At 30.2% G+C, this 20,595-nt stretch carries 22 protein-coding genes; 17 read left to right on the plus strand and 5 right to left on the minus strand.

Going from position 1 to position 20,595, the window contains the following annotated elements:
• Positions 1-16: 16 nt before the first annotated feature.
• From VJY38_RS03585 to VJY38_RS03595, 3 genes are all read right to left on the minus strand, one after another.
• Positions 17-1,339 carry a 2-oxo acid dehydrogenase subunit E2 gene (locus VJY38_RS03585; protein ID WP_353679296.1) on the minus strand — a complete coding sequence of 441 codons (1,323 nt, stop codon included), beginning with the start codon at positions 1,337-1,339 and terminating at the stop codon, positions 17-19.
• A gap of 30 nt (positions 1,340-1,369) precedes the next feature.
• Entirely contained in the window at positions 1,370-4,042 is a 2,673-nt protein-coding gene (aceE, locus tag VJY38_RS03590) for a pyruvate dehydrogenase (acetyl-transferring), homodimeric type (protein WP_353679297.1), read from the minus strand.
• An 85-nt stretch (positions 4,043-4,127) separates the two neighbouring features.
• A complete protein-coding gene (locus VJY38_RS03595; protein ID WP_353679298.1) occupies positions 4,128-5,021 on the minus strand; it encodes a cation diffusion facilitator family transporter in 894 nt (297 codons plus the stop codon).
• 292 nt (positions 5,022-5,313) lie between these two features.
• On the opposite strand from VJY38_RS03595, the gene VJY38_RS03600 reads away from it, so the two are divergent.
• The 17 genes from VJY38_RS03600 (at position 5,314) to VJY38_RS03680 (ending at position 19,149) form a co-directional block, all read left to right on the plus strand.
• Positions 5,314-5,913, plus strand: a complete 600-nt coding sequence (locus VJY38_RS03600; protein ID WP_353679299.1) for an SCO family protein — start codon at positions 5,314-5,316, stop codon at positions 5,911-5,913.
• 90 nt (positions 5,914-6,003) lie between these two features.
• Positions 6,004-6,435 carry a copper chaperone PCu(A)C gene (locus VJY38_RS03605; protein WP_353679300.1) on the plus strand — a complete coding sequence of 144 codons (432 nt, stop codon included), beginning with the start codon at positions 6,004-6,006 and terminating at the stop codon, positions 6,433-6,435.
• A gap of 676 nt (positions 6,436-7,111) precedes the next feature.
• Positions 7,112-7,342, plus strand: coding sequence for a DUF2061 domain-containing protein (locus VJY38_RS03610; protein WP_321535888.1), 231 nt, complete (start codon positions 7,112-7,114; stop codon positions 7,340-7,342).
• Between the two features lie 7 nt (positions 7,343-7,349).
• Complete coding sequence (locus tag VJY38_RS03615; protein ID WP_353679301.1) at positions 7,350-8,051, plus strand: phosphoadenylyl-sulfate reductase; 702 nt, start codon at positions 7,350-7,352, stop codon at positions 8,049-8,051.
• Positions 8,052-8,062: 11 nt separating this feature from the next.
• Positions 8,063-8,944: a sulfate adenylyltransferase subunit CysD gene (cysD, locus tag VJY38_RS03620; protein WP_353679302.1), complete on the plus strand. Its 882-nt coding sequence runs from the start codon at positions 8,063-8,065 to the stop codon at positions 8,942-8,944.
• Positions 8,945-9,059: 115 nt separating this feature from the next.
• Positions 9,060-10,412, plus strand: a complete 1,353-nt coding sequence (locus VJY38_RS03625; protein ID WP_353679303.1) for a sulfate adenylyltransferase subunit 1 — start codon at positions 9,060-9,062, stop codon at positions 10,410-10,412.
• A gap of 20 nt (positions 10,413-10,432) precedes the next feature.
• Positions 10,433-11,785: a uroporphyrinogen-III C-methyltransferase gene (gene cobA, locus VJY38_RS03630; RefSeq protein WP_353679304.1), complete on the plus strand. Its 1,353-nt coding sequence runs from the start codon at positions 10,433-10,435 to the stop codon at positions 11,783-11,785.
• On the plus strand, positions 11,782-13,998 hold the full coding sequence (locus tag VJY38_RS03635; RefSeq protein ID WP_353679305.1) for a nitrite/sulfite reductase: 2,217 nt from the start codon (positions 11,782-11,784) through the stop codon (positions 13,996-13,998). Before cobA ends, VJY38_RS03635 begins: the two co-directional genes overlap by 4 nt.
• A complete protein-coding gene (locus VJY38_RS03640; RefSeq protein ID WP_353679306.1) occupies positions 13,991-14,227 on the plus strand; it encodes a sulfurtransferase TusA family protein in 237 nt (78 codons plus the stop codon). Before VJY38_RS03635 ends, VJY38_RS03640 begins: the two co-directional genes overlap by 8 nt.
• An 11-nt stretch (positions 14,228-14,238) precedes the next feature.
• Positions 14,239-15,162, plus strand: coding sequence for a cysteine synthase A (gene cysK, locus VJY38_RS03645; protein WP_353679307.1), 924 nt, complete (start codon positions 14,239-14,241; stop codon positions 15,160-15,162).
• 15 nt (positions 15,163-15,177) lie between these two features.
• On the plus strand, positions 15,178-15,396 hold the full coding sequence (thiS, locus tag VJY38_RS03650; protein ID WP_353679308.1) for a sulfur carrier protein ThiS: 219 nt from the start codon (positions 15,178-15,180) through the stop codon (positions 15,394-15,396).
• A complete protein-coding gene (locus VJY38_RS03655; RefSeq protein WP_353679309.1) occupies positions 15,386-16,621 on the plus strand; it encodes an O-acetylhomoserine aminocarboxypropyltransferase/cysteine synthase family protein in 1,236 nt (411 codons plus the stop codon). Before thiS ends, VJY38_RS03655 begins: the two co-directional genes overlap by 11 nt.
• 14 nt (positions 16,622-16,635) lie before the next feature.
• Positions 16,636-17,439, plus strand: a complete 804-nt coding sequence (locus tag VJY38_RS03660) for a HesA/MoeB/ThiF family protein (protein ID WP_353679310.1) — start codon at positions 16,636-16,638, stop codon at positions 17,437-17,439.
• 11 nt (positions 17,440-17,450) lie between these two features.
• Complete coding sequence (locus VJY38_RS03665) at positions 17,451-17,930, plus strand: DsrE/DsrF/DrsH-like family protein (RefSeq protein ID WP_353679311.1); 480 nt, start codon at positions 17,451-17,453, stop codon at positions 17,928-17,930.
• Positions 17,927-18,154 (plus strand): sulfurtransferase TusA family protein, encoded by a 228-nt coding sequence (locus VJY38_RS03670; protein ID WP_353679312.1) that lies wholly within the window; start codon positions 17,927-17,929, stop codon positions 18,152-18,154. The genes VJY38_RS03665 and VJY38_RS03670 overlap by 4 nt, the downstream gene beginning before the upstream one ends.
• Positions 18,155-18,156: 2 nt before the next feature.
• Entirely contained in the window at positions 18,157-18,549 is a 393-nt protein-coding gene (locus VJY38_RS03675; protein WP_353679313.1) for a M67 family metallopeptidase, read from the plus strand.
• A 99-nt stretch (positions 18,550-18,648) separates the two neighbouring features.
• On the plus strand, positions 18,649-19,149 hold the full coding sequence (locus tag VJY38_RS03680) for a hypothetical protein (protein WP_353679314.1): 501 nt from the start codon (positions 18,649-18,651) through the stop codon (positions 19,147-19,149).
• Here the strand turns inward: VJY38_RS03680 and VJY38_RS03685 are convergent.
• Complete coding sequence (locus tag VJY38_RS03685; protein ID WP_353679315.1) at positions 19,146-19,520, minus strand: hypothetical protein; 375 nt, start codon at positions 19,518-19,520, stop codon at positions 19,146-19,148. The genes VJY38_RS03680 and VJY38_RS03685 overlap by 4 nt on opposite strands.
• Positions 19,521-19,603: 83 nt before the next feature.
• Positions 19,604-20,560, minus strand: a complete 957-nt coding sequence (locus VJY38_RS03690) for an alpha/beta hydrolase fold domain-containing protein (RefSeq protein WP_353679316.1) — start codon at positions 20,558-20,560, stop codon at positions 19,604-19,606.
• Positions 20,561-20,595 lie beyond the last annotated feature (35 nt).

Genomic DNA, 20,595 nt, shown 5'->3' on the forward strand with positions numbered 1-20,595 from the left:
TTTGTAACAACAAAAATTATCCTTCTAATGAAAGTAGAAAAGGATTTTCAAGGGCATTAACAATCCATCTTAAAAATCTAATACCATCTGCACCATCAATAATTCTATGATCGTAAGAAAGTGATAGTGGCATCATTAATCTTGGTTTGAATTCACCATCAATATAAACAGGTTCTATTACTGATTTAGAAACTCCGAGAATTGCAACTTCTGGTGAATTTACAATTGGAGTAAAATAAGTTCCACCAATACCACCAAGATTTGAAATAGTAAAACATCCACCCTGCATTTCTTCGAGAGATAATTTTTTATCTCGTGCCTTCTTAGAGATTTCTGTTAATTCTATGCTCAATTGAGTAATATTTTTTTTATCGACATCTCTTATAACAGGAACAAGTAAACCACGATCAGTATCTACAGCCACTCCAATGTTAATATATTTTTTATAAATTATTTCATTTTTTTCCATATCAATACTTGAATTAAATTGAGGAAAAACCTTAAGTGCAGATGCAACAACTTTAAGAAGAATAGATGTTATGGTTAATTTTCCTCCAGCAGCTTCAACTTTTTGAGAATATTGTTTGCGTAATTTTTCCAATTCAGTAATATCAGCTTTATCTGATTGAGTTACATGTGGAATTGTAGTCCATGCATATGAAAGATGCTCGGCAGTTTTACGACGAATATTACTCATCGGTTGACGTTCAACTTCACCCCATTTTGAAAAATCCGGTAATGGTTCACCTGAAATTCTTGCTACAGTTCCTTTCTGAATCTGTTCATTTAATGTTTTGGCATATGCTTTTACATCTTCAATCAATATTCTTCCTTTTGGACCAGTTCCTCTTACTTTAGTAATATCAACACCAATTTCTCGAGCAAATCTTCTTACCGAAGGTGATGCTGGAACAATTGTACTTACTATATCTCTCGGAATTTCAATCACTTTAGGCATATGTGAATGGTTTTCTATAACAGGTGATTGCACACTTTCTGCAGTTATTTTTTCATAAGTCTGCGATTCTTCTTTTGTTACAGTTTCTATATTAGCCTGTTGAACTTCTTCAAGTTTCTCTTCGACTTTGGCGGGTTCTTCATTTTGAGTTTCAACAGATATAATCGGATCTCCAACATTGGCTTTCGTACCTTCTTTAACATGAACTTTTTTTACAATACCACTTACTTCCGAAGGTACTTCTATAGTAGCTTTATCTGTTTCTATTTCAATTATAATTTGATCTAGTTCTACTCTGTCTCCTTCTTTGACCAGAACTTTAATTATATCTGCAGTGTGAATATTTTCACCGAGATGAGGTAATTTAAAATCGACTATCATTTTTCATTTCCAATTTTGTTAGAAGTTTACTTATGATTTTGCCGGGTTAGGCTTATCTGGATAAATTCCCAAATCCTTTTGAGCTTTCTTTAAAACATCCAGTTTAATTTTCTTCTCTTTAAATAAAGAATATAAAGTAGCATAAACAATATGTTTTGCATCTACTTCAAAAAAGTCACGCAAAGCAGCACGACTGTCACTTCTACCAAAACCATAAGTACCAAGTGAATGCAATGGCCCAGGAAGCCATTTAGCCATCGCATCTTTAATAATCTGAACATAATCCGAAGCAGCTACAAATACACCTGTTTCTCCTTTAGTTATTTCAGATATATATGGTAGTTTTGGTTCTTTATCTGGATGCATCATATTCCATCTTTCAGTTTCCTGAGCATCGAGATGTAGATTTTTATAACTTGTAACACTCCAAACATCTGTAGATACTTTATAATTTGTTTCAAGAATGTCAGCTGCTTTAATTGCTTCGTTAAGAATTGTTCCACTTCCAAGTAAATGAGCTTTTAATTTCTGATCACTCAAATTACTTTTTCTAAATTTATACATACCTTTTAAGATTCCATCCTTAACATTTTCTGGCATTGGAGGTTGAGGATAATTTTCATTCATTATAGTTATGTAATAAAAAATATCTTCTTGTTTTTCATACATCCTATAAATTCCATCTCTAATTATAACTGCAAGTTCATAAGCAAATGCAGGATCATAAGCAACAAGATTTGGAATAGGATAAGCCAGAAGATGACTGTGTCCATCCTGATGTTGTAAACCTTCGCCAGCAAGTGTTGTTCTACCTGCAGTAGCTCCAAGTAAAAATCCACGGCAACGCATGTCACCTGCTGCCCAGATTAAATCTCCTACTCTTTGAAAACCAAACATTGAATAAAAAGAAAAGAAAGGTATCGTATTAATTCCATGAATTGCATAAGCTGTTCCAGCAGCTATAAACGAAGACATTGCACCAGCTTCTGTAATCCCTTCTTCTAATATTTGACCATTTTTTGCTTCTTTATAATACAATAAACTATCTTTATCAACAGGTTCATATAATTGTCCCACATGTGAATAAATTCCAACCTGTCTGAACAAAGCTTCCATACCAAAAGTACGAGCTTCATCAGGAACAATAGGAACAATTAGATGACCAATTTCTTTGTCCTTCAAAAGTTTGGCAAGAATTCTTACATAAACCATTGTAGTAGAAACTTCATGGTCTTCTGTACCTTTATAAAATTCTTCAAATAATTCTTCTGAAGGTGTTTTAAGTGGAGGTGCTTTTACTACTCTTTTAGGTATATAACCACCAAGTTGTTTTCTTCTTTCTTTGAGGTATTGTATTTCTGGAGAATTTTCTGGTGGTTTATAGAAAGGAGCATTAACCACATCTTCATCACTAATTGGGATAGCAAATTTCGTTCTAAATTCTCTTAACTCTTCTTCATTTAATTTTTTCTGTTGATGAGTAATATTTTTGCCTTCGCCTGCTTCACCTAAACCATAACCTTTCACAGTTTTAGCAAGAATAACTGTAGGAGCTCCTTTATGTTCAACAGCAGCTTTATAAGCAGCATAAACTTTTTCTGGATCGTGTCCACCACGTTTCATTTTTGCTAATTGTTCATCAGAATAATGCTCAACAAGTTTTAATAATTCTGGATATTTTCCGAAGAAATGTTCGCGAACATATTTACCACCACGTGTTACAAAATTTTGTGATTCACCATCAATTGATTCATTCATTCTTTTTATTAGCAAACCTGATTTATCTTCTTCAAGGAGTGGATCCCAATCACTTCCCCAAATCACTTTAATAACATTCCAGCCTGCCCCACGAAAAATTGCTTCGAGTTCCTGAATAATATTTCCATTACCTCTTACAGGACCATCCAGTCTTTGAAGATTACAATTAATTACAAAAATTAAGTTATCCAGTTTTTCTCTTGCAGCAAGAGTAATTGCACCAAGAGTTTCAGGTTCATCGGTTTCGCCATCACCAATAAAAGCCCATACTTTTTGATCAGAAGGTTTTTTTAGTCCTCTATCTTCCAGATAACGAATAAACCGAGCACGATAAATTGCTTGAATTGGTCCCAAGCCCATTGAAACTGTTGGAAACTCCCAGAAATCTGGCATTAACCAAGGATGAGGATAAGAAGATAGACCACCGCCAGGTTTTAATTCTCTTCTAAAATTTTCAAGTTGTTCTTTTGTTAATCTTCCTTCAAGAAAAGCACGAGCATAAACACCAGGAGATGCATGTCCCTGAAAATAAATTATATCGCCTTCGTGATTTCCATCTTTACCACGGAAAAAGTGATTAAATCCAATTTCATATAAAGTTGCAAGAGATGCATAAGTTGAAATATGACCACCAATACCTGGTTCTTCTTTATTTGCTCTTACAACCATTGCCATAGCATTCCATCGTATAAGGCTTTTAATTCGTCTTTCTATTTCTCTGCTTCCAGGGAAAGGTGGTTGTTTTTCTTTTGGGATAGTGTTTATATAAGGTGTATTTGCTGTAAAAGGAATTTCGACACCTTTTTCATGTGCATAAGTATCGAGATTATGCAATAATTCCTTTACCCTCTCTGGTCCCTCAGTTTCCAAAACATATTGTAGGGATTCTAACCATTCTTTTAATTCAATATCTTTATCATTATTAATAATATAATCTTTATTCATCTTAAAACTCCATATTTGTAAGAAAGTTTAAAAATTTTAACAGGAAGTTTGAAATCAAAGTTCATTATAATATAATTTTTACGCTTTAATTTAAAGGGGATCGTTCATCATCTGGTTCTGTATGAACCATGACTTCAATATTTTTTATTTTATTTTTAATTGCTTCTTCTACTTTATGAGAAATTTCGTGGGCTTGTTCAATTGTCAAAGATTTATTCACATGTATATTCAAATCAACAAATTTGTAAGGTCCAGATTCCCTTACCTTGATATCATGAGAAATTATTACTTCTGGTATTGTACTTACAATTTCCCCGATTTCTTCTTTTAAACCAATTGGAGCTTTATCAATTAATGCATCAAAAGATTTTTTCCCAATTTGATAACTTATTTTAATTACAATAAAAGAAATGATCAATCCTGCTATTGCATCTGCATAGTAAAAATCAAAAGAAGCTCCAACTAAACCAGCTAAAACAACCATTGAACTCAAAATATCTGTTGAAAAATGGAGTGCATCTGCTTCCAGAGCTTGACTATTAAATTCAATTGCAGCTTTCTTAAGAGCTGTTGAACGTGTATAATCAATAATTATAGAAACAATAATTACAATATAAGCCCAGATATTTATATCAATTTCAACATCTCTTGTAATAATTCTTCTCAATGCTTCAAAAATTATCCATAAGCATGTAACAAATAATAATAAGGTTTCAATTAATGCAGAATAATTTTCTATTTTACCATGACCATAATTATGACCATCGTCTGCTGGCTTATCTGAGTATTTCACTGCAAAGAAAGTTATTATTGCTGCAATCATATCCAGACCAGAATGGAGTGCTTCTGATAAAACACCAAGACTTCCAGTAGATATTCCTATGATAATTTTAAAAGTTGTAATAAAAATTGCTGCAATAATTGAATTTAAAGCTACTCTTCTTTTTTTATTCAGATTATTTAAATAATTACTTTGCATTGAATAATAATTGTTACAAAATTGTTTTAAGCCCACTGTAAATTATACAATTTATAAGAAAATTACCTGACTAATTCACATACTTTTAATACGTCTTTATGATCGATAGAAAATCTATCGAACTAAGCATTAATTACAGTAAACTAATTTTCATCATAAAATAAGCAGTAATATTTTTGAACTAATTAGAAATCATAATAGTTTTATAATATAACGAATAACAATAAACATTTGTAAACAAAGTTAGTTACTATGAGAAATTTAATAAACCAAATGATAAAATCTTCTTATTATGCAAAAACAAATTAAATATATCTTTTTTGTTATCTTAACTCTCATATACATTACAGGATGTAATGAAAATTTTCCTATCAAGCAGGATATATCGAGAACTCAAAACGAATTTTTGAATGAAGATAGCATTAAAGTAATTTTTCCTGAGATGATTAAAGGAAAAGTCACTTTAGTGACAATGATTTATACGCACTGTCCTGATATTTGTCCAATGACAACTCATAATATGCAGTTAGTTGAATCTAAATTGAGCAAAGATGAATTAGATAAAGTCCATTTTGTTGTAATTACATTTGATCCCAATCGTGATACTCCATATGTCTTAAAAAAGTATGCTGAGATAAGAGACATTAATTTCAATCGCTGGAGTTTATTAAGCGGCAACGAACAAAGCACAAAAGAAGTTCTTTTAAAATTTGATATCAATGCTATACCGATAGATTCTTCATACGATGAGAAAGGAAATCTATCTTATTATTTTATACACACAGATCGTATCTCTTTAATTGATCAAAAAGGACAGCTAAGAAAAAACTATACTGGAAGTATAGCAGATATTAATGAAATAGTTAATGATATAAAATACCTTTTGAACTAATTCTTTTAGGAAATCTGTTTTTATAATAAAACCGAATTGTTATATAATTTATAAGATATTATTAATTCAAAAAAATAAATAGAAATAAATATGAATCTACTTTTAATTTTCTTGATGTTTTTTTCATCTCAGGGGAATAAAATTAAGATTAAAGAACCCTGGATGAGAATTAGTGCCGAAGGTCAATCAACTGCACTATTTATGAAAATTGAAAATACTGGTAATATTGCAGACACACTCTACAAAGTTGAATGTGGCTTTGCAGATCGCGTAGAAATTCATGAAACATATCATCAGGGCGAAATGATGGGAATGCGAGAAGTACCATTCATTATTATACCAGAAAAATCAACATTTGAGCTAAAACCAAGAGCTCATCATATAATGGTTATTAAGTTGAAAAAGGATATTAAGAAAGGAACTCAGGAAGAGTTTACATTATATTTCAAACAAGCTGGCAAATTGAAAGTAAAAGCTACTGCCCAGGAAATGCAAATCCAGGGAATGGGACATAAACATTAGAAGTAATAATAATTAAAAGAAATCTCAGTTATAATTAAAAATTTACGATCCAAGCATCAATCAAATTTATTTTCTAATGTTTATATATCAATACCAAAGCGAAATGAAAAAATTTCCACGTAAGAATATTGAAGCCCTGAGTTTGTAAATAAAATTTTTATAAAAATATTTTCAATACAACTTAGATTTTATAATTAACAGATAAGAGAAATTATATTGGTTATTGAAAAAATAACTTGACTTATAATCTTATTAAATTTATATTTGCAACAAAGTAAAAAGAACAGGCATGATAAAACTTAATATAAATATTAATTGTTGTATGTGTATTAATCTCAAGAGAGGTCTGTGAAGGCACAATAAGTTTTTTATACTAACACGTAAAAGCCCTTCACAGACGAAGGGCTTTTTTATTAAATAAAGAAAGGGTTGAAAAATGAAAACATTAAGAAAAAAGAGATCGAAGATTAAGTTAACTAATAACTTAAATTCAATAAAATCCATTCATTCATATTTATCATCCTTCAATTCATCTATCTACTGTATCTGTACCCCCTCTATGTGTTGCTGCTGTTAATTTCTTCCTCTAGCTATAAATAAAATTTCACTAAATATTCTTAACACTTTATAAGTATAATTTAAAACTTTAGTATTATTCATTAGCAGGATAATAAGAATGCATGACAAGCATTATAGAAGTATAATAAAATCTATAACCTGGCGATTAACTGGAAGTATTGATACAACCATAATTTCGTATTTATTAACCGGTGATTATAAAATTGCTTTATCAATTGGTGGAATAGAAATCTTCACAAAAATTATACTTTATTATTTACATGAAAGAATCTGGAATAAAATAAAATTCGGGAAAGAACAAAAGTCAGAACCAGAATATCATATTTGAGGTAGTCATGAAAATACTTGAAAAAATAAAAAATCAATTATATGACAAAGATGCTTTGGAAGTATTAAAACTTATTTCAAAGAAATTTGGAAATAAAGCAGTTTTTTCTACAAGTCTGAGTATTGAAGATCAGGTTATCACACATATGCTTGCATCACTAAATTCAAAAATCAAAATATTTACACTCGATACAGGCAGGTTGCCTAATGAAACTTATAATTTAATCGAAAGAACAATAGAAAGATATAATATACCGATAAAAATTTATTTCCCAAATCCTCGTTTAGTTGAAAGGATGGTTAATAGAGATGGAATAAATCTTTTTTATCGCAGTATCGAAAACAGAAAAAAATGTTGTCATGTAAGAAAAATTCAACCACTAAAACGTGCATTAAGAAATAAAAAAGTATGGATAACAGGATTAAGAAAAGAACAATCTATAACACGACAAAATATGGAATTAGTTGAATACGATCCGGAATTCAGGATTATAAAAGTTAATCCATTAATTAATTGGACAGAAAAAGAAGTATGGGATTATATTAAAAAATATAACATACCATACAACAGTCTTTATGATAAAAATTATACAAGCATTGGATGTGAACCATGTACAAGAGCAACACTGCCGGGCGAAGATATTCGAGCCGGTAGATGGTGGTGGGAACATCCCGAAACTAAAGAATGCGGTTTACACATTAAACATTAAAGGAGTTTGATATGGATTACCTGGATAAATTAGAAGCTCACAGCATTTATATTTTCAGAGAAGCATATAGAGAATTTAAACATTTAGCCATGTTATGGTCTATTGGAAAAGATAGCACCGTACTTCTACATCTTGCAAGAAAAGCTTTTTTTGGTCATGTACCTTTTCCACTAATACATATAGATACTTCTTTTAAAATTCCTGAAATGATTGAATACAGAAATAAACTTGCAAGAGAATTAAAACTAAAATTGATAGTTGGACAAAACAAAGAAGCACTTAAAACAAAACAGACTTTCCCGGATGGCAATGTTGATAGAATTACTTGCTGCAAACTTCTAAAAACTGAAGCTTTGAAAAATACATTATCTGGACAATTTCCCAGATATAGACTTGATCACGAACTGGGTGTATTCGTTGAAGACCAAGATAAAGAAGCTTATACTGGAGTAATTGTTGGTGTAAGAGCCGACGAAGAAGGAAGTCGTTCTAAAGAACGATATTTTTCTCCAAGAGACAAAAATAGTGATTGGGATATTGGTGATCAGCCACCTGAATTGTGGAATCAATTTAAAACTGAATTTGCACCTAAAACTCATGTAAGAATTCATCCATTACTAGATTGGACAGAATTAAATATCTGGGAATATATAGATAGAGAAAATATTCCTGTAGTATCACTTTATTTTGATAATGGCAACGGAAAAAGATATCGATCGCTTGGATGCTATCCGTGCACTTTTCCTATAGATTCTACTGCAAAAAATGTAAAAGAAATTATTGAAGAATTAAAAAGTGGTAAACTAAAAAATATAGCAGAAAGATCTGGAAGAGCACAGGATAAAGACGGAGGTGGAACATTAGAAGAATTGAGAAGAGAAGGCTATATGTAAAATATTGTTTATCTATTAAGATTTTTTATTTATTGATTTTATCAACATATAAAAAAATTTTTAATTGAATCATTTTTATCAAATAATAAGAATTTGAAATTAATGGGGATCTAATATGAAAGAAAGAATGAATATTGTTGTGGTTGGTCATGTAGATCATGGGAAAAGCACTTTAATTGGTCGATTACTTGCAGATACAAACTCATTACCTGTTGGTAAATTAGAACAGATTAAAAAAACTTGCGAATTAAATGCAAAACCATTTGAGTATGCTTTTCTTCTTGATGCTTTGGTAGATGAACAAACACAGGGAATTACAATTGATACAGCAAGAATATTCTTTAAAACGAAAAAAAGAGAATATATAATTATTGATGCACCAGGTCATATCGAATTTTTGAAAAATATGATCAGTGGTGCAGCACGAGCCGAAGCAGCAATTTTATTAATTGATGCACACGAAGGTATTGCAGAAAATACGAAGCGTCATGCATATATGCTTTCATTACTTGGTATTAATCAGATTATTGTAGCAGTAAATAAAATGGACTTAGTTGATTTCAGCGAATCCAGATTTAATCAAATTAAAAATGATTATTCAAAATATCTTAATGAAATAAATATTAATCCTGTCGAATATGTTCCTATATCAGCATTCCACGGTTTAAATTTGATCGAGCATTCAAATAAAATGTCCTGGTATAAAGGTAAAACTATTCTTGAATTAATCGATTCATTTGAAAAAGAAAAAGAAGATGAAGAAAATGATTTCAGAATGTTTGTACAGGGTGTTTATAAATTTACAGAAAATGGAGATAACCGCAGAATAATCGCTGGTACAATCAATTCAGGTACTATTAATGTTGGAGACGAAATTATTTTTCTGCCATCTCAAAAGAAATCTATAGTAAAATCAATTGAAATATTTGGTAAAGAAGCTCCATTATTTGCAATAGCAGAACAAGCAATTGGATTAACATTAACAACTCAAATTTATGTTAAACCGGGCGATTTAATTTGCAGAATAGATCAGCAATTGCCATATACCACTAATCGTTTTATCGCCAATATTTTCTGGATGGGGAAAAACAATCTTAGTATTCATAAAAAATACAAACTAAAAATTGGAACTAATAAGGCTGGTGTAAGCATTGAAGCTATTAAATCTGTCATGAATGCTTCTACATTAGAAAAAGAAAATTATAGAGAAGAAGTTCATAGAAATGAAGTAGCTCAAATTATATTTAGAACAGATAAACCAATCAGCTTTGACCTGTTCAGCAAAATTAAATCAACTGGAAGATTTGTAATTGTTGACGAATATGATATAGCTGGTGGTGGAATTATCATAGAAGCTCTTGAAGAAAAAGAAGAATTGGTTACTCCAGATTATTCTGGCTTCGAAAGAGAATTATATGAATTAATTAAAAAATATTTCCCCCACTGGGAAATAAAACCAATTTACTAAACCTATTAAAGGTAGTTCTCATGGAAAAGATAAATAAATATAAAATAAATTCATTGCCAATTTTATTAAGAAATCCAAAAATTTTACTGATTGGCGGTGGTAATGTAGCTTTTCAAAAAGCTAAAGTATTAATAGAAAACGAAATTGAATTCTTTATTATAGCAGAGAAAGTTTGTGAAGAATTAAAATATTTCAATATTCCATACAAGCAAAAGAAATTTGAAAAGAGTGATGCAGATAATTTCAATATAATTATAAATGCAACTGGAAATGATGAAGTAAAAAATATAATCAATGAAATTAAGAAAGAAAGATTTATTCTTGTCAATACAGTTGATGTACCTGAAGAATGTGATTTTTACTTTTCATCTTTACTTTTGTATAAAAATTTAAAAATAGCCGTATCAAGTGATGGTGCCAGTCCAACTTTAACTCAAATAGTTAGAGATAAAATAAAACAATTATTACCTGATAGACTCGGAGAATTTGCAGAGAAAAAATTATATGAAAGGATTAATTCAAAAATTGAAATTGAAGAAACCAAAAAAGAAACATTACGTTTATTTGGAAAAGTTTATATCATTGGTTGCGGTATTGGAGGAGTTGACTTTTTAACAATAAAAGCATTTAAAACTTTACAATATCTCGATATAGTTTTTTATGATCATCTTATTGATGATGAAATATTAGACATACTTCCTAAGAAAACAAAAAAAATTTATGTAGGGAAATGCAAAGGAAAACACTCTTTATCACAAGATGAAATTAATAATTTATTACTGGAATTTGCATTAAAAGGAATGAAAGTGGGCAGATTAAAAAATGGAGATCCTTTTATATTCGGTAGAGGTGCAGAAGAAGCAGAATTTTTAATAAATAACAATATCGATGTTGAAATTATTCCCGGTATCTCTTCGGCTTTTGCTGCACCATTAGCAGCTGGAATACCACCTACTTCAAGAGGATTCGCAAATTCAGTTTCAGTTGTTACTGGACACGTTAGTGGTGGAGCTTTTGACAGTTCTTGGATAGAACTATTAAAAAGAAAAAATCATACTACAATTGTTTTGATGGGTTTAACACAGGTTGAAAATATTTATCATTATGCAATTAATTCAGGCATCGATAAAAATTTACCTGTTGCTATTGTCTCAAATGCTGCAAGCAGCAATCAAAAAGTTTTTACTGGCAATCTTGAAAATCTAATTGCACTTTCTAAAGAAGCAACTTCTCCTGCTGTTTTAATATTCGGTGAAGTAATTAAATACTCAAATATACTCCCACATTACGAAGCTGGATTTAATGAATTAAATTACCTTTCAACCGAAACTTCAAGTAATGATTTATTAAAAAAAGAAAGGGTGTTATTATGACACAAATAAAAATTTGGGAACAAATAGACATTAATAGTGGATTTGATGTTTATAGTGAAATTAATGAATATGAAGAGATAATCCACAAATTAAAAAACCAGGAAATCCACCCTGAAAGATTTAAAGGATATCGTCTTACTTTTGGAACTTATGGTGTAAGGCATCATGGCGAGGGAATCCACATGCAAAGAATTAAAATTCCGAGTGGTTTTATTCTCTCAGAACAACTAAGACAAATTGCTTCAATTGTTGAAAAATATGTTGGTTCACAACATGCACATTTAACAACACGACAGGATATTCAATTACATTTTATAAAAATTGACGACATCCCTACAATATTACGTCTACTTGCAGATGTTGGTATTACAGCAAAAGAAGCATGCGGTAATAGTGTACGAAATATAACTTCTTCATATTTATCGGGAATTAATCCAGAAGAATATTTTGATGTTCTTCCTTATGCTATATTTTGCACAAGATATTTTTTACGACATCCACTTTCTTCTACACTACCAAGAAAATTTAAAATTACTTTCTCGGAAAGTGAACAGGATTTAGCTTATTCAAGAATTCATGATATTGGTTGCATTGCACAAATACAAAAAAATGGTAATGACTTACAGTATGGATTTAAAGTTTATGTTGGTGGTGGACTCGGTTCGGTACCTATGACAGCTTATCCTCTCTTTGATTTTGTATCGGTATCAGATTTTTATCCACTAGCTGAAGCTATTTTAAGAGTGTTCCATAAATATGGAACTGAAGAAAGAAAAAATAGAAACCGTGCAAGAATGAAATTTTTAATTGCCAGAATTGGTTTTGAAAATTTCAAAGATCTGGTTATAAAAGAATTTATTTCACTTAAAAATTTTAGAAGAATAAATAATGAACTCGAAAAATATGTTCAGGATTTTCCATTACCTGCTCCAACAAAAAATGGTCGCAGTGATGGTCCCATAAATACCTCAAGAATTAAATTGCCATTATATTCAAATTATGATTTTGAAAAAGATGCTCTCTGGAATACTTTTATTAAAAAATATACAATTAAACAAAAGCAAGATGGTTACTTTGCACTTTTTGTAAAACCACCACTTGGAAATTTAAATGCAGAGAAATTAAACATAATAGCCAATTTCTCAGATTCATACGGTGCAGGTTATGTAAGAATTACTCCAACACAAAAATTATTAATACCCTGGATCGAAGAAAAATTCTTAAAAGATGCATTTCACTTCTTAAAAGAAAATAAATTTATTGGAGAAGAAACTGAGGCAATGCAAGAAATTGTCTCATGCCCGGGTGCATTTTCCTGTCGCCTTGCTGTTACTCATCCATACAATTTTGCAGAACATATTGGTAAAAACATTGATGAACTTCATGGATTGCGTATTCATATTTCAGGATGTCCAAATTCATGTGGTCAACATCATATTGGTGATATTGGATTTTTTGGTGCATCGCTTAAAGTCGATGGAAAACTTTCGCCACATTATGTTGTATTGCTTGGAGGAAATGTTTTTTATCAGAGTAATAGAATTGGACAGGTAATTGGTAAAATACCTGCATTAAATGCGCACTTATTTGTTAAAGATATTGTTCAATTATGGAATGAACAAAAATTAGATGGTGAAAAATTTTATGAATTTGTCGATAGAATTGGAATTGACACTTTCAGAAAATTATTAATAAAAAATTCAACTGTTGAAAAAGATAATTACGATTATTTCCATGAACCAGGTATTGAATCAGAATTCAAAATGGAAGCTGAATCACGTGGTGAGTGTGCTGGAAGTCTTCTCGACATCATGGCAATAAATCTTTATGATTCAATTAGAAATATTTATGAAGCCGAAGATGATATTAAAGCTAAAAACTGGTCTGCTGTAAAAGAAAAATGCCTGGATTCAATACTCAAATGTGCTAAGATGTATGTATATCTTGAAGGAATTGAACCAACTTCTGAAGATGAAATACTCAATGAGTTTGTAGAAAGAATTAACATAAAACACTGGTTATGCAACGATTGGTCTGATATTAAAGAAAAATATTTCATCTGGAAATATTCATCAGATAACGAAATTAATGCAATTGAAATACTCAACTATACAAAAGAATTTGTAAAAGATTCTGATAAATCTTATATGCGATTATTGCCAAACTTAAAAATTATGGAATGTGCAAAAATTACGGAGGATAACAATGACTGATATTAAACCTGATGAAACTTTAGATCTTAAAGGTGTTCAATGCCCTTTTAATTATGTTAAAACAAAACTTAAGCTCGAAACTATGCAAAGTGGCCAAATTCTCGAAGTTATTTTAGATAATGGGGAACCAATAAAAAATGTCCCGCAATCATTAAAACAGGATGGACACCAAATTTTATTACAGGAAAAACTAAATGAACATTTCTGGAAAATTTTTGTTAAGAAATAAAAGAGAAAAACATGAGAATTGCAGAAGACATAACAAAATTAATCGGCAATACACCTCTGGTTAAAATTAATAAAATAACTAAAGACTCAGAAGCAACTGTCGTAGCAAAATTAGAATCGTTTAATCCATGTGCTTCTGTTAAAGATAGAATTGGTGTTTCGATGATCGAAGATGCCGAACAAAAAGGTTTAATCAATAAAGATACTATAATTGTTGAACCAACTTCAGGTAATACTGGATTAGCACTCGCTTTCGTAGCAGCTGCAAAAGGATATAAAGTAATCATAACTATGCCTGAATCTATGAGCATTGAAAGAAAAAAATTACTTGAATTATTTGGAGCAGAAGTTATTCTTACACCAGCAGAAAAAGGAATGCAGGGTTCAATTGATAAAGCAGAAGAAATATTAAAGAACACAAAAAATTCCTTTATGCCTTATCAATTCAAGAATCCTGCTAATCCAGAAATACACAGAAAAACTACTGCAGAAGAAATCTGGAATGATACAGATGGAAAGATTGATATTTTTATTGCTGGTGTTGGAACCGGAGGCACTATAACCGGTGTTTCTGAAGTATTAAAACAAAGAAAGCCAGAATTAAAAACTATTGCAGTCGAACCATATAGTTCAGCTGTTCTTTCAGGTGATAAACCCGGTCCACATATGATTCAGGGAATTGGAGCTGGATTTATACCAGAAGTATTGAATGTCAATATTATTGATGAAATCATAAAAGTAAAAAACGAAGATGCATTAAATATGGCTAAAAGAATTATAAAAGAAGAAGGGATACTTGTAGGAATTTCAAGTGGTGCTGCTATGTATGCAGCTCTTCAAGTTGCAAATAGAAAAGAAAATAAAGACAAATTAATTGTTGTAATTTTTCCAGATACTGGAGAAAGATATTTATCAATCTCATTTTTTACATCTTAATTTAAGGAGGAGATTATGGAATTAACTATCAATGGAAAAAAAGAAATTATCAATAAAGAAAAACTAACAGTTAGTGAATTACTCAAATTAAAAGATGTTCAGATGCCCGAAATGGTATCTGTTGAATTAAATGGTGAAATAATTGATCGCAAAGATTACGATAAAATAGAATTACAAAATTCTGATACAATTGAATTTTTATATTTCATGGGTGGTGGAAACAATGGAATTTGAAACAAAAGCAATCCATTCGGGATTTGCTCAAGAAGAAAAATTTGGTGCAACTTTTTTCCCAATTTATGGAAGTGCTTCATTTGCTTATAAGACAGCTGAAGACTTAAGCGAAGTATTCGAAGGAAAAAAATTTGGCTATGTATACTCGAGAATTTCAAATCCTACAGTTACAGCATTCGAACTCAGAATGAATGCACTCGAAGAAGGAATTGGTTCAATTGCAACTGCTTCGGGTATGTCTGCTATTGCTACTGTATTCTTTACTCTTACCGAACAGGAAGATGAAATAATTTCTTCAGATTGTTTATTCGGGGGAACATATTTATTCTTTAATGAGATAATGAAAAAATATGGAGTAAAAGTTCATTACGTAAATATTAACGATATTGATTCGTGGAAAAAACTTATTAATAAAAAAACCAAACTAATTTTCTTTGAATCAATCAGTAATCCTAAACTTGAAATACCCGATTTAAAAACAATTTCTAAAATTGCACATGAACATAATATTCCGGTTATTGTTGATAATACTGTACCTACACCTTACTTATGGCGTGCAAAATATTTCGGAGCAGATATTATTGTTCACTCAACAACCAAATATATTTCTGGTAATGGTACAACAATTGGCGGCATATTAATAGACACAGGAAATTATGATTGGAAAAAATCTACCAATGAAAAAATAAAAGAAATGAGTTCAAAAGCAGGTAACTTTGCTTTTTTAGCTACTGCAAGGTCAAAGATCTATCAAAATATAGGATTTGCACCTTCTCCATTTAGTGCATTTCTTAATTTAATTGGTATTGAAACTTTACCTCTTAGAATGGATAAACATTGTGAAAATGCATTAAAGCTTGCTGAGTTTTTGAAATCAAATCAAAAAGTAGTTGATGTAAATTATCCAGGACTCCAAGTTCATAAATTTCATGAAACTGGTAGACAGCAATTCAATAATAAATTTAGTGGACTATTAACATTCTTTCTTAACTCAAAAGAAGAATGTTTTAATTTCATTAATAATCTAAAGCTTGCTAAAAACTTAGCTAATATTGGTGATACACGTACATTGGTAATTCATCCAGATTCTACAATTTATCTTAATTGTACACAAGAAGAAAAAAACTTAGCTGGTGTAAACGAAAAAATGATTAGAGTTTCTGTTGGATTAGAAAATATTAATGACATAATTGAAGATTTTAATCAAGCATTAGAAAAAATTTAATAGGAGATTCACAAATGAATTTTAGTGAAGAACAAATTATCAGATATAGCAGAAATATAATTCTAAAAGAAGTTGGCGGCGAAGGACAAAAAAAATTACTCGAATCAAAAGTACTTGTTATTGGAGCCGGAGGTTTAGGTTCTCCTGTTTTGCTCTATCTTGCCGCAGCCGGAATAGGTACATTAGGTATAATCGATAGCGATGTTGTAGATTTAAGCAATCTTCAACGACAAATCATTCATTTTACTCCAGACATAAATATTCCAAAAGTTGATTCGGCTAAATCTAAAATTCAACAGCTTAATCCCGACGTAAACGTTATTACATACAATGAAAGACTTACTTCAAAAAATATTGTTGAGATTATTAAAGATTATGATTTTATAATTGATGGAACAGATAACTTTCCTACAAAATTCTTAGTTAATGATGCATGTGTAATGAATAATAAACCTTTTTCTCATGCAGGTATCTTGAGATTCGAAGGTCAAACATTTACTTATACTCCCGGCAATATGTGCTATAGATGCATTTTCAAAGAACCACCTCCAAAAGGAGTTGTACCAACCTGCAGCGAAGCTGGTATTCTTGGAGCAGTTGCTGGTGTAATAGGTACAATCCAGGCTGTTGAAGCATTAAAATATATTCTTCAAAAAGGAGATTTATTAACTAATAAACTACTTACATTTAATGCTCTTACTACTCAATTCCGGGAAATTAAATTAAAGAGAAACGAAAATTGCCCTGTATGTGGAAAAAACCCAACTATTAAAGAGCTGCAGGATTATGAACAGCCCGTTTGTGAACTAAAATTATAAGGAGAATTGTTATGGCAGATAAAAAGAAAATTTCTATAGTACTTTTTAGCGGAGATTTTGATAAGGCAATTGCAGCCTTTACAATAGCTTCTGGCGCTGCAGCTGTAAATTACGATGTAAATATGTTTTTTACTTTCTGGGGTCTGAATGTGATTAAAAAAATAAAACATCGCAATGCAATTGGTAAAGGCTTACTTGCAAGAACATTTAATTTTTTGATGGGTGGATTTAAAAATTTACCTTTGAGTAGATTGAACTTTGCAGGATTAAGTCCAAAACTAATGACAAATTTAATGAGAAAAAGAAATGTTGCAACGTTAGAAGAATTAATAAATGCTGCAATTCAACTAAATGTAAATTTATATGCATGCGAAATGTCAATAAATATTCTTGGATTAAAAAAAGATGACTTTATACCAGAAGTTAAAGAAATCCTTGGAGTTGCAAAATTCTTAAATCTTTCTGAAGGAGGTGAAATTTTATTCATATGAAAACTTTTAAATTAGATATAACAAAAGAACATTGCCCCATGACATTTGTAAAAACTAAACTTGAACTCGAAAAACTTAGTAAAGGTGATATACTTGAAGTTGTTCTAAAAGAAGGAGAACCACTTGAAAATGTTCCAAAAACTGTTATTGAACAGGGAAATAAAGTTTTAGAAATAAAAAATATTCAGGATGATATTTACCTGGTAAAAATTGAAAAGGGTTAATTATGATTAAAATACCTCAAGCCATATACAATAAAATAATTGAACATAGTAAAAACGATTATCCACTTGAAGCATGCGGTTATCTGGTTGGAAACGATGAAAATGTAATTGATATAATTAAAATGACAAACATCGATAAATCAAATGAACATTTTACTTTCGATCCAAAGGAACAATTTCAGGCTGTAAAATATGCACGGCAAAAAGGAGCTAATTTAATTGCTGTTTATCATTCGCATCCGGCTTCACCTGCAAGAATGTCAAAGGAAGATATTCGACTTGCTAACGATACATCTATTAAATACTTAATATATTCGGTATCGGAAGATAAACTAAAATGTTTCTCTATTGATAAAGAAAAAAATGTGACAGAAGAATTAATTGAAATTGTGTAACCAATTTTAATTATTAATCCATTGGTATAAATTTCTTTAAAAAAATTCTTGATAATATTTCTCAATTAACTTATTATGCAACCAAAATTAAAGATTTAGATGACAATCAATAATCAATATATCATACAGCCTGTTGGTGAATATCTCGAAGCAAAGATTAATTCTGCAAGTATTAAACACATACACGAAGTCAAAAAAGAATCTGAATACAATTCACTTCTTAAGAACTTTTCTGATGATAAAAAATTTACCGTAGTTACTGAAAATCTTGATAAAGAAAAACATCTTAATGAATTAAGATTCCAGGAAAATACTCCCGTAGCACAGTTACTGGAGACTAAAAATATTTTTAATGAAACTAAAAAAGTATCCAGTAAAAAAGAAAAGAAGCAGTTTTCTTCATTTAATTTTAGCAAAGAAGAATTTAAAAAAGCTGAAGAATCAAAAAACGAAAAGGGATTTTATATTATTATTGATGGGATGTTAATACAACCAGATAATTATCAAAAAAATCTATCTTACATGGAAAGAAGAATTAATAAAGCTTATCGAATTAACATACCAAGAGATCCCGGTACTCTGATTAATGTAATTGCTTAGTCATTATAATATCCTTTTCTCTTATAAAGTTTTGCACCATAAATTCTTTCGTTACCAATTTGATTTACGATGTAATGTTTCTCAGGTCTTCCATTTACTTCAAGAATTTCATATCCAACAATGCCCCTTTTTAATAACTCTGCAAGCATCTTCATAAATTCTTCTTTTTCTTTATCATTCAAATCATCAATATCAAGTCTATTCGATTTGCCAAGATTTAAAAACTTATCTAACTTATCAAAAACTTTTGCAGTATTAGAAATTTCAGCTGTATCTTTTGGATAAGTACTTTTAATTAAATAATCTTTATCGTTATGTATTTGCTGAAATAATGCTCTCAGAAAGAAATTTTCGTTTTTAATTGGCTCCATACTTCTATCTTTTTTCTTAATTATCGAATGTCAAAAATTTTTCTTTAATCATCACTTATGATCTGAATCAAAAAAATGTTTAACTATTTTGCTTCCTGCGAAATTTTATTAACAAAACTCACAATTATATTTATAACTTTTTCCTGCCATGGATTAAAAAGCCAGAAAGTATGGGGAGTATTTTCTAATGTGTGCACTTCGGAATAAATATTATATTGTTTTAATATTTCTATAGCTTCATCTCTACCAGCATGAAATCTTGGAATTGAACTGTTTATAAATAGCATTGGTGGAGTATTTTTACTTATATAAGTTAATGGAGAAGCTTCTTTCCAGATTTCTGGTTTTTCTTTGTAAGTAAAGCCAAGCCACATTTTAGCAGCAGATGGTTTAGATGGAATTGTATCTTTTCCACTTTCAGAAGGAGTGGTCATATCAAGCACACCATCTATATCAATAATAGCCATGATTTTTGTAGAATGTTTTTTCGATACTGGTTCAAATTTTTTTATTCCACAGGTTACACCGGCAAGAGCTGCTAATTGTCCACCAGCTGATTGTCCCATTAAAATAATTTTATTTGTATCAATATTAAATTTTTCTGAATTCTCTTTAATCCATAAAATTGCATTTTTGATGTCCAACACTGCAGCTGGATACAAAGCTTCTGTTGAAAGTCTATATTCAATTGTAGCAGTAACAAAATTTTTAGATGCAATATTAGAAGCTATTGCCCATTCCATTTCTTTGTGACCCGAACGCCATCCACCACCATGAATAATTATAATACATGGCATTTTTTTATTTAATGATTCTGGAAAAAATAAATCAAGGTGCAAATTTCTCTTACCTTCTTGATAATAGATAATATTACTTTTTATTGTGATTTCTTTATTTACTGTTGCAGGTTTTGCAAAAGGAAATTCTTCTTTAATTTTTTCATAAGCCGAATTAATTGTAAATGAAGTATCTCGTATAATATTATCTTGAGAATAAATTAAAGCTGGTAATAAAAACATGAATAATACTTTTATTTTCATTTCAACCTCATAATAATTTTATAGGGCTATTCAAA

This window comes from Rosettibacter firmus (genome assembly GCF_036860695.1).
Lineage (GTDB): Bacteria > Bacteroidota > Ignavibacteria > Ignavibacteriales > Melioribacteraceae > Rosettibacter > Rosettibacter firmus.